The organism is Streptomyces sp. SCUT-3, from assembly GCF_014083985.1.
Classification (GTDB): Bacteria; Actinomycetota; Actinomycetes; order Streptomycetales; family Streptomycetaceae; genus Streptomyces_H; species Streptomyces_H thermolineatus.
Window position 1 is genome coordinate 585,909 of record NZ_CP046907.1, and the last position, 13,389, is coordinate 599,297.

Sequence of the window (13,389 nt, forward strand, 5' to 3'; positions counted from 1 at the left end):
CCCGGCGGGGCCGCCGCGTCCGCTCCTGCCGCAGGTCAGCGGTAGTCGGGCTGCGTCTGTGCGTTGAGCCTGTCCAGGCGGACCTTCCCCGCACTGTCGGTGCGGCGGTCGGTGATCCTCAGGACGTCCAGGCCCTTGCGGATGTCGCTGGAGTAGATGTGGCCGTTGTAGTAGTACGCGGACCACGAGCCGCCGACGGACAGGGCGGTGTCGGAGAGCGGGCCCCGTTCGAAGTAGCCGATCTCGCGCGGGGCGTCCGAGTCGGTGAACTCCCAGACGGAGACACCGCCCTGGTACCAGGCCTGGACCATGATGTCGCGGCCGTCGGCCGGGATCAGGGAGCCGTTGTGGGCCACGCAGTTCTCGGTGGCCGCCTGGTGGCGGGGGATCTTGTAGTAGCTGCGCAGGACCAGACTGCGCCGGTCGCCCTTCCCGGTGACGTCGTAGATGCCGTCGGCCCCGCGCTCGCCGCCCACCTCGGCGTTGCAGGTCGCCGCGCCCCCGCCGCCGAGCTCGTCGGTGAAGACGACCTTGTCGCCGCGCTCGTTGAAGGTGGCCGAGTGCCAGAAGGAGAAGTTGGTGTTGTCCTGGACCCGGTCGATCACCCTGGGCGACTCGGGCTCGGAGACGTCCATCAGGATCCCGTCGCCCATGCAGGCGCCGGCCGCCAGCCTCAGCTTCGGGAAGACCGTGATGTCGTGGCAGCCGGAGGTGGGGACCACGCCCGGGTTGACCGGGCCCCCGGGGTTTCCGCCGTCGGGGAAGAGCACCGGGGTGGCGACCACGGCGGACCGCTCGGGGTGCTCGACCGGCACCTTGACCACGGACATGCCGTCGTGCGGCGGCGCGCAGTCGGGGTACTCGGCCCTGGGCCCGTAGGAGGAGACGTACAGGTAGACGTCCTTCCCGTTCCTGCCGGGCACCAGCGTGTGGGTGTGCGAGCCGCAGGCGGTCTCCACCGCGGCGACGTAGCGCGGGTTCTCGACGTCGCTGATGTCGAAGACCTTGACGCCCTCCCACGAGGACTTCTCGGTGGCCGGCTGCGAGGTGCTCGCGCAGGAGTCGTCGCTGCGCGAGGAGTCGGTGGACAGGAAGAGCAGGTCCCCGGAGACGGAGACGTCGTTCTGCGAGCCGGGGCACAACACCCGGGTGACGACCCGCGGCCTCACGGGGCGGCTGATGTCGTAGACCACGAAGCCGTCGTAGTTGCCGGCGAAGGCGTGGTCGCCCTGGAAGGCGATGTCGGTGCCGAGGGAGGACGGTCCGGTGAACGGGGCCTGCTGGGGGACTTCGGCGAGCAGTCGCACGTTGTCGCTGTGCCGGACCTCGTCGACCGCGGGCACCTCCTCCTCCGCGATCAGCTCCCTGGTTTCGGCCACGTCCTCGGGCGAGCTCTTCTCCGTCTCCACCGCCCCGGGGTCGGGGACGGCCGTGGCCGGGCCGGGGGCCGCGAGCGCGGCGGCCAGGCCGAGTGCCAGTCCTGCCGCAGCCAGGGATCCGCGCCGTAGGAACAGGTGCAACGAGGTCACTGTGTCCTCCCTCACCGACGTCCGGGCCGACCGGTCCGGATCCTGGAAGTATGCCGCTTTCATGTACACATCAAAACCCTGCGGCGGGGGACCGACGGTCCACGCGGTCTTTCACCCCGGGAGCGCCGCCCGTAGAGTCGTCGCTCCCCCGAATCCCCGTCCCGGAGGTTCCGTTGACGGTCCGTCACCGACAGCTGATCGTCCGCGCCGCCTGCGCCGCCACTGCCGCCGCCCTGCTGGCCGCGTGCACGTCCTCCGGCGGGGACGGCACGGCGGGCGGGCGCGGCGACGCGGCGGGCCCGCCGGTCGTCGCCCCCGGAAGGCCCGGCGAGGACAACACCACCCTGTCCCCCGAACAGGCCGCGAAGGCCCGGCCGGACGACCGCCCCAACTCCGCCGACATCGCGTACATGCGGATGATGCCGGTCCACCACCGGCAGGCCCTGGTCATGACCGGCCTCGCCGCCGAGCACGCCGAGGACTCCCGGGTGCGGCGCATCGCCGCGCGGATCGCCGCTGCGCAGAAACCCGAGATCGAGGCCATGGAGGCATGGCTGGAGACCAACGCCCCCGACGACGGGGGCGAGGAGCACGACAAACACGGCGGGCACGGCAGGCACGGTGGACACAGCGGGGCGGACATGCCGGGCATGGCCACCGAGGAGCAGTTGCAGAAGCTGCGGGCGGCCCGCGGCGAGAAGTTCGACGAGCTCTTCCTGAAGCTGATGATCACCCACCACCAGGGGGCGGTCACCATGGCGACGGACGTCACCTCCGACGGCAACGACCCCTACGTCGAGGAGACCGCCACCGACGTCATCGCCTCCCAGTCCGCCGAGATCTCCCGGATGCGCGCCATGCTTTGACTCCTCCTCCTCGTGACCGAGGAGGATTCCTGGCTCACTCCGCCCGGCACCTAGCAGGTGGCAGGTCTTACGAGATCAGTGCCGGCCGGGGCGAGACCGGCCCGGACGAGCATCACGCGGGCGGAGTTCTTGTCCCTGGGGGAGACGGCTCCGCACATGGTGCACGTGTAGGTTCGCTCGGACAGCGGGAGTGCGTGCTTGGTTCTCGCTCCGCACCGTGCGCAGTCCGTGGTGGTGTGCGCGGGGTGGACCAGGTGCACGGCCCGGCCGTGCTTGCGGCCCATCTCCACCAGCGCCGCCTTCGTCGCGCCGATCGCGGCGTCGGCCGCCTTCCGCGCCATCGTGGTCCTGGCGAGGAACTTCGGGCGGAAGTCCTCCACCGCGACCGCGTCGTGGTCCCGGACGACGCGCTTGGCCCACTTGCGGGCGGTGTCGGTGCGCTGCCGCGCCACCTTCTTGTGCAGTTTCGCGGTCCGGCGCCGTGCCTCCCGGTATCCGGCGGAGGCGGCCTGCCCGCGCGCCGGGCGGCGCCGGGCCGTCATCCGCTGATAGCGGGCCAGCCGCTGCGCCGCGGCCTTGCCGTGCCCGGGGTGCGGCAGGTCGTGGGCGTCGGAGGTGGTGGTGGCGATCACCGCCACGCCCCAGTCGACGCCGAGCACCCGGCCGGTGGCGGGCAGCGGCTGCACTGCGGCGGCCACGACGAACGAGGCGTACCAGTGCCCCAGGGCGTCGCGGTACACGCGTACGCTCGTCGGATCGGCAGGCAGGTCCCGGGACCACACCACGGTCAGCACGATCCCCCCGGCCAGGTGCAACCGCCCCTCCTTGAGCCGAAACCCGCGCCGGGTGTAGTTCAAGGTCGGATCAGCTTCGCGCTTCTTCTTGTGCCGCGGCATCCCGGCCCTGCGCCGTACCGGAAGCCCCGCCCGGAGGTCCTTGAGCGCCTTGGCGCGGGAGGCGGCGAAGTCCCGCACCGTCTGCTGCTGCGGGACGGAGGCGCCCTCGCGCAGCCAGGCCGTCGACCGCCGGGCCGCGGTCAGCATCTTGTCCAGCTGCGCCGGACCGCACGTGGCCCTCCCCCCGGACGCCTTGTTCAAGGCGTGGATCCTGCGGGAGACGGCCACGCACTCGTTCCACACCCACCGGCACCGCGCCCACTCCGCCTCCAACCGGGCACACGCGGTCGACGACATCCGCAACCGGTACGTGTACCGGGCACACCCCTCCACCTCACCGGCCACCGCTGCTGTCATCATGGCCGGAAACCTAGCCCCCTCCACTGACAACGGAAGAAAGCCCAGGCCGGAACAGATGCGTAGAGAACTCCGCCGCTTCGCGGCTCCGCAGCAAGGACCCATTCCTCCCCGGCCTGAAGGCCAGGGCATCCTGGGAGAAGGGAAACACTCGCACTCCTCCCGCCGGCCCGCGCCGCCCGCGGTGCGGGCGCGATTGGGAGCGCGCCCCCTTCGGTGACCGGCCGGCATCGGCTTCAATCCTTCGCCGCCGTGGACGTTCCCCACGGAGAGGCCGACGACCGGAGACAGTCCGTTCGCGTCCGGCAGGACATGCGTCCTGGAACCCGGATTGCCCCGCCCCGGGAACGTTGGCGTGATCCAGGCGATGCGCCATGGCTTCAACTCACCAAGAGCTACTTACCCCGAGGGACCGAAGTGATTAAAGTCGACATTAAGCCCAATGCGGACGCCTCCTGGAGTGAGCCGTGGGGTTCACGTTTCCCTGGCGACAGGAGATCAGGCACCCCCGAAACTTCGGAAAGCAGCCTGTTCCTGGTCGAGTACTTCCCACTGGGCTTGACCATGGAGTCACCCGAATCAAAAGTCGACTTGAGAACTTCTTTGATTCCGTCGATCGATTTCGCCATGATCATGTCAGGCCTCAGGAAAGCCGCACAGCGCGACGCTTCTTGCCGCCTGGAGCTGACCATTTCTCAAATCGAATTCTCGACCGAGTTCACCGGTCAAGAAATCACGTTCTCCGTTCACATTGCCCGCAGAGACGGATTCCACACGACAGATCTCGCCCGAATGACTCGCGCGAACTTCATCACTTTTGCGACCGAGACTTGCCAGAAGTGCGTCGACTTGATTATTTCGCACCAACCAAGAGTGTCGGAAAACCCATCATTCAAAAAATACGTCGAAATTATGGGCCTGCAGATTTCTTGACTTAGTTTCGACAGCAGGGCACGGTCGCCGACCGCAGGACCATTGCGGTTCCCCGGCCCATACGAAGTGCGGTCCACAAGGCCCAATTCTTCCCTGCCCCGGCCAGAATCCGCCGGTTGCTCGCCGCCGGTCCGGCTCGCCGAGCGACTGGACCTGCCGGGCCTGGCCGCGGCGATGTGCGCCGGGGCCGACTCCATCGACGACACCGGTCGGCTGCGCATCGGGGCGACGCGCCGGCTGAGCCTTTTCGACGTTGACGCCCAGGGTGAGGAGGGCGGCCGAGATTGACGACAGGCGGTTCGGGCTGCACCGGGACCGGCGGAAGACCCGCCAGGACTTCAGCCTCGCAACGCTCCGTTCGACGGGCCCTCGCGTTGCCGACAACGCCCGGTCCATCGTGCGCCGGGTGGGGGTGAGTCCCCGGCGGGACGGGCGTCGCGGCGGCCGGCCGCCGCGCGGGTGGCCGCCGCGCGGGTGGCCGCCGCGCGGGTGGCCGCCGCGCGGGTGGCCGCCTCTCCCCACCGTGCGGACGAACCCGCACGTCGCTGCCGCGATCGCCACCGTCGGCAGGAGCACCCGGACGCCGATCCGCCACCCGGACACGTTCGTCGATCCCGACACCTGCGGCCGTCGGCCCTGCACCGCACCCAAGCCGCTGGCTCCCTCAGCAGCAGCCTCACCACCAGGAGGCACGGAGACAGGTATGCCAACCGTGCCCCCCTCGGTCGGCGCCGACGGCATCGCCGCCTCCCGGCCGCCGACAAGCCGTCCGCTGCCTGCCCCTGCGCCGTCGCGTTCAAGCTCCCCCACACGAAGAAGCCCCTGCTCGTCGAACAGGGACCCCCTTCGCCGTAACGCGGTCAGTCCCGGGACCGGGCGGCGGCGAGCACGGCGTCGAGCAGGCCGGGGAAGCGCGCGTCGAGGTCGTCGCGGCGCAGGCCGTTGAGCTTGGAGGTGCCGTAGTAGCACTGGGCGATGACCCCGGCCTCGCGCAGCACCCGGAAGTGGTGCGTGGAGGTGGACTTCGAGACCGGCAGTTCGACCGCCGAGCAGGCCACTTCCTCGTCGAGGTCGGCCAGGGCGCGCACGACCTGCAGGCGCACCGGGTCGGACAGCGCGTGCAGCACAGCCTCGAGCCGGAGCTCCTCGCGGCCCGGGTGGTCGAGCTGCCTTGCTGCGGGGCGCTGCTGCGGCACTGCGGGTCCCTTCGGATCGGTCCGCCCATAGTACGAGATCCCTCGTAGTTTGACACCTCCCGTACTACGACGCTTATCGTAGGAACGCCCTGACGGATCCTGCTGATCGGAGAGTGCCGTGAGCGCTCTGTTCGAACCCCTCACCCTGCGGTCGCTGACCTTCCCCAACCGGGTCTGGATGGCCCCGATGTGCCAGTACTCGGCCGCGGCCGACGGCCCGGAGACCGGAGTGGCCACCGACTGGCACTTCTCCCACCTGGCCGCCCGCGCGGTCGGCGGCGCCGGGCTGATCCTGGCGGAGGCCACCGCGGTCAGCCCCGAGGGCCGGATCAGCCCCTGGGACCTGGGCCTGTGGAACGAGCGCCAGCAGGAGGCGCTCACCCGCACCACCCGCTTCCTGAAGGAGCAGGGCACGGTCCCCGGCATCCAGCTCGCCCACGCCGGGCGCAAGGCCTCGACCGACGCCCCGTGGCGCGGCGGGAAGCCCCTGGCCGCCGGCGAGGGCGGCTGGGAGACCGTCGCTCCCGGCCCGCTGCCGTACTCCGACCGCCACCCGGTTCCGCACGGGCTGACCGCGGAGGGGATCCGCAAGGTCGTGCGGGACTTCGCCGACGCGGCCCGGCGCGCGCTGGCCGCCGGCTTCGAGGTGGTCGAGGTGCACGGCGCCCACGGCTACCTCCTCGGCCAGTTCCTCTCCCCCCACAGCAACCACCGCACCGACGAGTACGGCGGCTCCTTCGAGAACCGCACCCGCCTGGCGCTCGAGGTCGTGGACGCGGTGCGCGCCGTGTGGCCCGAGGAGCTCCCGGTCCTCTTCCGCGTCTCCGCCACCGACTGGCTGAGCGAGAACGAGGACGACCCGCGCGAGGGGTGGACGGTCGAGGACACGGTGCGGCTGTCCAAGGAGTTGATCGCGCACGGCGTGGACCTGCTGGACGTCTCCTCCGGCGGCAACGCCCCCCGCGCCCGGATCACCACGGGCCCCGGGTACCAGGTGCCGTTCGCGACCGCGGTCAGGGAGGCCACCGGCCTGCCGGTGGGCGCCGTGGGCGAGATCACCGACGCCCGCCAGGCGGAGGAGATCGTCGCCGGCGGGCGGGCCGACGCGGTCCTGCTCGGCCGCGAACTGCTGCGCGACCCGTACTGGCCGCGGCACGCCGCGTCCGCGCTCGGCGCCGCCCCGGGCTGGCCGGAGCAGTATCACTGGGCCGTGTGACCTGCACGGATCGTCACCTGCGGGCCACTGTCAGTGCCACCGGGCAGACTCGTGTGACGCCGGACACACTCCGACGTCACGGAAGGTGGCAGACCATGAACGACGTCCTGCTGGCGATCGGCACGCGCAAGGGCCTGTTCCTCGGGAGACGGGGCCGGGGCGCCGGGGGCTGGGAGCTCACCGGCCCCCACTTCCCGATGCAGGCCGTGTACTCCGTCGGCATCGACACCCGGACCTCGCCGCCCCGGCTGCTCGTGGGGGCGGACAGCCCGCACTGGGGGCCCTCGGTGTTCACCTCCGACGACCTGGGGGCGACCTGGGACGAGCCCGCCCGCCCCGCGGTGCGCTTCCCCGAGCACACCGGCACCTCCCTGGAACGGGTGTGGCAGCTGCAGCCGGCCGGCCCCGAGGCCCCCGGCGTGGTGTACGCGGGCACCGAGCCGGGCGCGCTGTTCCGCTCCGAGGACGGCGGCCGGTCGTTCTCCCTGGTCGACGCCCTGTGGGAGCACCCGCAGCGGAAGCACTGGGCGGCCGGGTACGGCGGCCAGGCGGTGCACACCGTGCTCCCCGACCCGCGGGACGCCGACGCCGTGACGGTCGCCGTATCGACGGGCGGCGTCTACCGCACCCACGACGGCGGCCGCAGCTGGGCGCCGTCCAACACCGGCGTGCGCGCGGACTTCCTGCCCGGCCCGTCCCCCGAGTTCGGGCAGTGCGTGCACAAGGTCGCCCGGGACACCGCCGATCCCGACCTGCTCTACCTGCAGAACCACGGCGGCGTCTACCGCAGCCGGGACGCCGGGGCCTCCTGGCAGCCGGCCGACGGCGGCCTGCCCGCCGACTTCGGCTTCCCCGTCCTCTCCCACCCGCGCCGCGGCGGTGTCGCCTACCTCTTCCCCCTGTCCGCGGACGACTCGCGCTTCCCCGCGGACCGGCGCTGCCGGCTCTACCGCACCGAGGACGCGGGGGCGTCCTGGTCCCCGCTGGACGCCGGGCTCCCGGAGGACGACCACTACGGGGCCGTGCTGCGCGACGCCCTGTGCAGCGACGGGCTCGACCCGGCCGGCATCTACTTCGGCAACCGCAACGGCGAGGTGTTCGCCGGCACCGACGACGGCGAGAACTGGAGCACGGTGGCCCGGCACCTGCCGGACGTGCTGTGCGTGCGGGCGACGGCGGTAGAGTAACCGTCCGTGGCTGCACGACCGTTGAACGAGATCGTCGAGGCGGGCTGGGCGAAGGCCCTGGAGCCGGTCGCCGGACGCATATCCGCCATGGGCGACTTCCTGCGGGCGGAGATCGCCGCCGGGCGCACCTACCTGCCCGCCGGGCCGAACGTCCTGCGCGCCTTCCAACAGCCCTTCGACGACGTCAAGGTGCTGATCGTCGGCCAGGACCCGTACCCCACGCCGGGGCACGCGGTCGGGCTGAGCTTCTCCGTCGCCCCCGAGGTCCGTCCGCTCCCCGGCAGCCTGGTGAACATCTTCCGCGAGTACAGCGCGGACCTGGGCCTGCCCGCCCCCTCCAACGGCGACCTCACCCCGTGGACCCGCCAGGGGGTGCTGCTGCTCAACCGGGCCCTGACCACCGCCCCGCGCAAGCCGGACGCGCACCGGGGCAAGGGCTGGGAGGAGGTCACCGAGCAGGCCGTCCGGGCCCTGGCCGACCGCGGGAAGCCACTGGTGGCGGTGTTGTGGGGGCGCAACGCCCGCAACCTGCGGCCGCTGCTGCAGGCGTTCCCCGCGGTGGAGTCCGCGCACCCCTCACCGATGTCGGCCGATCGCGGCTTCTTCGGCTCCCGCCCCTTCAGCCGGGTCAACGACCTGCTGGCCCGGCAGGGCGCGGACCCCGTCGACTGGCGGCTGCCCTGAACGGCCCGCGGCGTCCCGGAGGGACGCGACCGCGCCCCGGACGGTTAGGCTGCCGCGCGTGACACAGTCGAACACTCCTGCGGGCTGGTATCCCGACCCCTACGGCTCGCCCGGCCTGCGCTGGTGGGACGGCTCCCGGTGGACCCCGCACACCCACGCCGGGGACGCCCCGCAGCAGGCCGCGGGCACCCCCGTCCCGGAGCAGCACCGGCCCCCCGCCGAGCCGGCCCCCGGGCAGCACGCCCCCGCACCCGGGCCGCAGGCGCCCGGGCCGCACTCCCCCACGCCCGAACAGCACGCCCCCGCGCAGCACTACCCCGCGGCACAGGGCCCCTCGCAGGCCCCCGGGCAGGGCCCCTCCGGCCCGTACCCGCAGGCGCCGCAGCACATCCCGTCGGCGCCGTCCTCCACGCCCCCCTACGGCCACCCGCAGCAGGCGCACGTCCCCGGGCAGGCCCCGCAGGGCGGGGACAACCCCTGGGAGCTCGGGGTCGACGGCGGCCACGACCCCTCCCGCATCCAGCGGCAGGTCCAGCAGCAGGCCGGGGTCGCCCCCGCGGGCACGGGCGGCGGCACGCTGTTCACCGAACCGGTCCTGGTGGTGAACCAGAAGGCCAAGCTCATCGAGCTGAGCAACGAGTACGGCGTCTTCGACCAGGCGGGCCGCACCATCGGCACGGTGGCCGAGATCGGCCAGAGCACGGCCCGCAAGGTGCTGCGCTTCGTCAGCAGCGTCGACCAGTTCATGACCCACCGCTACGAGGTGCGCGACGCGCACGGGCAGGTCGCCCTGCACCTGACCCGGCCGGCGAAGTTCATGAAGTCCCGGATGCTGGTGGCCCGCGCCGACGGCACGCAGGTCGGCGAGATCGCCCAGCAGAACGTCATCGGGAAGATCAACTTCGCCTTCCTCGTCGACGGGCAGCAGATCGGCGCGATCAGGGCCGAGAACTGGCGCGCCTGGAACTTCGCGATCGTCGACCACAACGACGTCGAGGTCGCCCGGATCACCAAGACCTGGGAGGGCCTGGCCAAGACGCTGTTCACCACCGCGGACAACTACGTCCTGCAGATCCACCACCGGCTACCCGACCCGCTGCTCAGCATGGTCGTGGCGTCCGCCCTCACCGTGGACACCGCGCTCAAGCAGGACAGCAGAGGGTTCGGCTGATCCCGTGGCCGCCCCCGCGCCGGACCCCCGCCCCCGGCGGGGCGAGGACGGCTGGGTCCTCGGGGTCGACTCCGGCGGCTCCGGCCTGAGGATCGCCGTCGCCCGGGCCGCCGGGGGGCGGGTCGCCGCCCCGGCCCGGGTGGTGCGCGCCGCCCCGGTGCGCACCGGCCCCCGCGGGATCGACGCGGACCACCTGCTGCGCACCCTGGTCCCGGCGGCCCGGTCCCTGCTCGGCCCGGCCGGCGCCGGGGAGGGCGGGAACGCCGCCGCGGGCGGCGGCCCGGCGGGCGGGCTCGTCGCGGCGGCCGTGGGCGCGGCCGGCATGGCCGGCCTGGGCGAGGAGCTGCGGGCCGAACTGCCGGGCGCGCTGGAGGAGGCGCTGGGGGTGCGCCGCCTGGCGCTGGCCGCTGACGCGGTGACCGCCTACGCGGGCGCTCTGGGGGTGCGCCCCGGGGTGGTGGTGGCCGCCGGCACGGGGGCGATCGCCCTCGGCACCGACCTGCGCTCCGGCTGGCGGCGGGCGGACGGCTGGGGCCACCTGCTCGGTGACTGCGGCAGCGGCGCCTGGATCGGCCGGGCGGGGCTGGAGGCCGCGCTGCGCGCCCACGACGGCCGCGCGGGCGGCTCGCCGGCCCTGCTGGAGAGGCTGCGGGAGCGCTTCGGGGCTCCCGGGAGCCTGCCGGCCGCGCTCTACCCGCGCAGCGACCGGCCCGCGGTCCTCGCCTCGTTCGCCCCGGACGTTGCCGGGTGCGCGGACCTGGACCCGGTGGCCGCCGCGATCATGGAACGGGCGGCCCGGCACCTGCTGGAGGCGGCCGCCGCGGCCCGCCCGCCGGGGCCGGAGTGCGCGGTCGCCTTCACCGGCGGCCTGCTGCGGCTGGGCCCCGCGCTGCTCGTCCCGCTGGGCGCGCTGTTCCAGGAGTTCCTGCCGGACGCGGTCCCGGTGGCGGCCGGCGGCGACCCTCTCGACGGGGCCCTGCGAATCGCCGCGACGCTGTCCTCCGGAGGCCCCGCCCTGCCGGACGATCCCCTGCTGCTGCGCGTCGTGGCCGGCTGACGCCGCGGCCGGGCGACCCGCGACCCGCGCCAACCACCCCGAACGGCACCGCCCTTCCGCAAAAAGGACGGACCGGGAGGGTTGCCCCGCACGAGCACCCGGCCGCGCACCGCCGCACCCGGAACCGTTAGCATGCGACGCCATGAGTTCTGCTGCTGACGCATCCGGCCTGCCTGTGCGCATGCCGCGTCCCCGCCAACCCGGACGGCACCGCCGGCCCGAGCCGCTGTCCGCGCCGCAGGGCGCTCCCGCGCTGGTCCTCGCCGTGCCCGGGGCGCCCACCTCGGCGACGCGCGGCCTCGCGGAAGAGGTCGTCAGCATCGCCCGTTCCGAACTGATCGGCCTCGACGCCCGCATCGGCTTCCTCGACGCCGAGCCCGGCGGCGACCCCGTCTTCGACGAGTACCCCTCGCTGCACGACGTGCTGGCCAGGGCTGCCGCCGACCGCGAGGGCGACGGCCCCGCGGCCGTCGTCGTGCCGCTGCTGGCCGGCCCGGAGGCGTCGATCATGCGGCGCGTCCGGCAGACCATCATGGACAGCCGCAGCGCGGCAGAGCTGACCGATGTACTGGGCCCGCACCCGCTGCTCGCGGAGGCGCTGCACGTGCGCCTGTCCGAGGCCGGACTGGCCCGCGCGGACCGGGCGCGGCTGTTCACCGTCAACACCACGGCGGACGGCATCGTCCTGGCCACCGTCGGCGGCGAGGAGGCGGTGCAGGCCGCCGGCGTGACCGGACTGCTGCTGGCCGCGCGACTGGCCGTCCCGGTGATGGCCGCCGCCCTGGACATCGACGGCTCGATCGCGGGCACCGCCGAGCAGCTGCGGGCCTCCGGGTCGCAGCAGCTGGCCGTGGCCCCGTACCTGATCGGCCCGGAGATCGCCCCCGAACTGCTGGTCGCGGCCGCCGAGGAGGCGGGCTGCCCCGGTGCGGAGCCCCTCGGCTCCTACCTCACCGTGGGCAAGCTGGTGATCTCCCGCTACTCGGCCGCGCTCGGCCTGCCCCAGGACCGCCAGGGCATGCCCGTCCGCTGACCCGAACCCCTCCTGCCCGCCGGACGGCCGCGCCGGACGGCCGGGAGGGAACGGGAGCGGACGGAGCCGGACGTGCCGGACCGCGGTCCGGCACGTCCACGCGTCACCGCCTCCACGCGTCACCGCCCGTGCGGTGCCGTTCCGTGCGGTGCCGTTCCGTGCGGTGCCGCGCGTGTCATCGCCCGCGTGCCAGGAGCACGCAGGAGGCTGCGGCCACCGGCAGGCTCCCGGACCTGACGGGCACCCGCTGCCGGGGTCCACGTCGAACCACGTCACGTCCCCCGAGTGCTCGTTGGCCGCGTACAGGCGGTTCGCGGGGGCGTCCAGCACCAGGTGGCGGGGCCACCTGCCCCCGCAGGGGACCTCCGTGCGCAGCACCGGCCGCTCGCCGCCGTCCTCCAGGTCCAGCACCGCGACGGTGTCCCGGCCCCTGACCGCGGCCCAGGCCGTCCGCCCGTGGGGTGCGACGACCAGTTCCGAGGGGTAGGGGCGCGGTCCGCCTCCCCCGGCGGGCACCAGGGCGGTCTCGCCGGCCCGCTCCAGCTCGCCGAGCCGGGGGTCCCAGCGGCACACGGTCACCACCGGCTCGAGCTCGTTCACCACGTACAGCAGTCGTCCGTTCGGGTGAAAGGTGAGGTGCCGGGGGCCGATGCCCGGCCGGAGCCGTAGCTCGCCGTGGTGGCGCAGCACGCCCCGCGCCGGGTCGAGCGCGGACACGCGGACCGTGTCGGTGCCCAGGTCCGCGGAGAGGATCCACCGGCCGTCCGGGTCGGGCAGGACCATGTGGACGTGCGGCCCCTCCTGCCGCTCCGCGTCGGGCCCGGAGCCGGAGTACCGGACCGTGCGGGCGGGCCCGCCGACGGAGCCGTCGGCCAGCAGCGGGAGGACCGTGACGCTGCCGGAGCCGTAGTCGGCGGTCAGCAGGTGCCTGCCGCCGGGCGCGAGCGCCAGGTGGGTCGGCCCGCCGCCCGCCGGCACGACGGGGCCCAGGGGCTCGGGGGCCCCCGCCGCCGTCGTCCGCAGCGCCGCCGCCCCGCCGTCGGCGGTCTCGCTGACCGCGTAGAGCGTCCGGCCGTCGCCGGAGAGCGCGAGGAAGGAGGGGTCGGGGACCGCGTCCGTGGCCGCCGGGGCGGTCAGCGCCCCGGTCCGCGGGTCGAGGTCGACGGCGGTGACGCCCGCGCCTCCCGCCGAGGTGAACGATCCGATGTACGCCCGCGCCTGCGTCATCGCGGTGCCCCCTCGTGCCGGTCGGCCGTCGTGTGTC

At 73.7% G+C, this 13,389-nt stretch carries 11 protein-coding genes and 2 pseudogenes; 8 read left to right on the top strand and 5 right to left on the bottom strand.

Annotated features, from left to right (window positions below):
- Positions 1-35: 35 nt before the first annotated feature.
- Complete coding sequence (locus GQS52_RS02615; protein ID WP_182311476.1) at positions 36-1,529, bottom strand: hypothetical protein; 1,494 nt, start codon at positions 1,527-1,529, stop codon at positions 36-38.
- A 173-nt stretch (positions 1,530-1,702) separates the two neighbouring features.
- Between GQS52_RS02615 and GQS52_RS02620 the strand changes: the two genes are divergently transcribed.
- Positions 1,703-2,395, top strand: a complete 693-nt coding sequence (locus tag GQS52_RS02620) for a DUF305 domain-containing protein (protein WP_259370527.1) — start codon at positions 1,703-1,705, stop codon at positions 2,393-2,395.
- Positions 2,396-2,445: 50 nt separating this feature from the next.
- On the opposite strand, the gene GQS52_RS02625 is transcribed toward GQS52_RS02620, so the two are convergent.
- On the bottom strand, positions 2,446-3,648 hold the full coding sequence (locus GQS52_RS02625; protein ID WP_182316165.1) for an RNA-guided endonuclease TnpB family protein: 1,203 nt from the start codon (positions 3,646-3,648) through the stop codon (positions 2,446-2,448).
- Positions 3,649-3,900: 252 nt separating this feature from the next.
- Here GQS52_RS02625 and GQS52_RS02630 point away from each other — a divergent pair, with 252 nt between their 5' ends.
- Positions 3,901-4,581 (top strand): hypothetical protein, encoded by a 681-nt coding sequence (locus GQS52_RS02630; RefSeq protein WP_182311478.1) that lies wholly within the window; start codon positions 3,901-3,903, stop codon positions 4,579-4,581.
- A 261-nt stretch (positions 4,582-4,842) separates the two neighbouring features.
- Here GQS52_RS02630 and GQS52_RS27275 read toward each other — a convergent pair.
- Positions 4,843-4,998, bottom strand: a pseudogene (locus tag GQS52_RS27275) (IS5/IS1182 family transposase); the annotation flags it as partial.
- A gap of 443 nt (positions 4,999-5,441) precedes the next feature.
- Positions 5,442-5,777 carry a helix-turn-helix transcriptional regulator gene (locus GQS52_RS02635; protein WP_182311479.1) on the bottom strand — a complete coding sequence of 112 codons (336 nt, stop codon included), beginning with the start codon at positions 5,775-5,777 and terminating at the stop codon, positions 5,442-5,444.
- 118 nt (positions 5,778-5,895) lie between these two features.
- On the opposite strand from GQS52_RS02635, the gene GQS52_RS02640 reads away from it, so the two are divergent.
- The 6 genes from GQS52_RS02640 (at position 5,896) to GQS52_RS02665 (ending at position 12,125) form a co-directional block, all read left to right on the top strand.
- Entirely contained in the window at positions 5,896-6,993 is a 1,098-nt protein-coding gene (locus tag GQS52_RS02640; protein WP_182311480.1) for an NADH:flavin oxidoreductase/NADH oxidase, read from the top strand.
- Between the two features lie 95 nt (positions 6,994-7,088).
- Entirely contained in the window at positions 7,089-8,180 is a 1,092-nt protein-coding gene (locus GQS52_RS02645; RefSeq protein WP_182311481.1) for an exo-alpha-sialidase, read from the top strand.
- Positions 8,181-8,186: 6 nt separating this feature from the next.
- A complete protein-coding gene (locus tag GQS52_RS02650; protein WP_182311482.1) occupies positions 8,187-8,864 on the top strand; it encodes a uracil-DNA glycosylase in 678 nt (225 codons plus the stop codon).
- A gap of 58 nt (positions 8,865-8,922) precedes the next feature.
- Complete coding sequence (locus tag GQS52_RS02655; RefSeq protein ID WP_182311483.1) at positions 8,923-10,035, top strand: phospholipid scramblase-related protein; 1,113 nt, start codon at positions 8,923-8,925, stop codon at positions 10,033-10,035.
- A gap of 4 nt (positions 10,036-10,039) precedes the next feature.
- Positions 10,040-11,092: a BadF/BadG/BcrA/BcrD ATPase family protein gene (locus GQS52_RS02660; protein ID WP_182311484.1), complete on the top strand. Its 1,053-nt coding sequence runs from the start codon at positions 10,040-10,042 to the stop codon at positions 11,090-11,092.
- 181 nt (positions 11,093-11,273) lie between these two features.
- A complete protein-coding gene (locus GQS52_RS02665; protein ID WP_182316166.1) occupies positions 11,274-12,125 on the top strand; it encodes a hypothetical protein in 852 nt (283 codons plus the stop codon).
- 175 nt (positions 12,126-12,300) lie between these two features.
- Here the strand turns inward: GQS52_RS02665 and GQS52_RS02670 are convergent.
- A pseudogene (locus tag GQS52_RS02670) lies at positions 12,301-13,352 on the bottom strand (lactonase family protein).
- Between the last annotated feature and the right edge of the window lie 37 nt (positions 13,353-13,389).

Excerpts from the sequence above, each read along its gene's own strand:
- GQS52_RS02625 (WP_182316165.1), bottom strand. The coding sequence starts at position 3,648 with ATGACAGCAGCGGTGGCCGGTGAGGTGGAGGGGTGTGCCCGGTACACG.
- GQS52_RS02645 (WP_182311481.1), top strand. The coding sequence starts at position 7,089 with ATGAACGACGTCCTGCTGGCGATCGGCACGCGCAAGGGCCTGTTCCTC.
- GQS52_RS02665 (WP_182316166.1), top strand. The coding sequence starts at position 11,274 with ATGCCGCGTCCCCGCCAACCCGGACGGCACCGCCGGCCCGAGCCGCTG.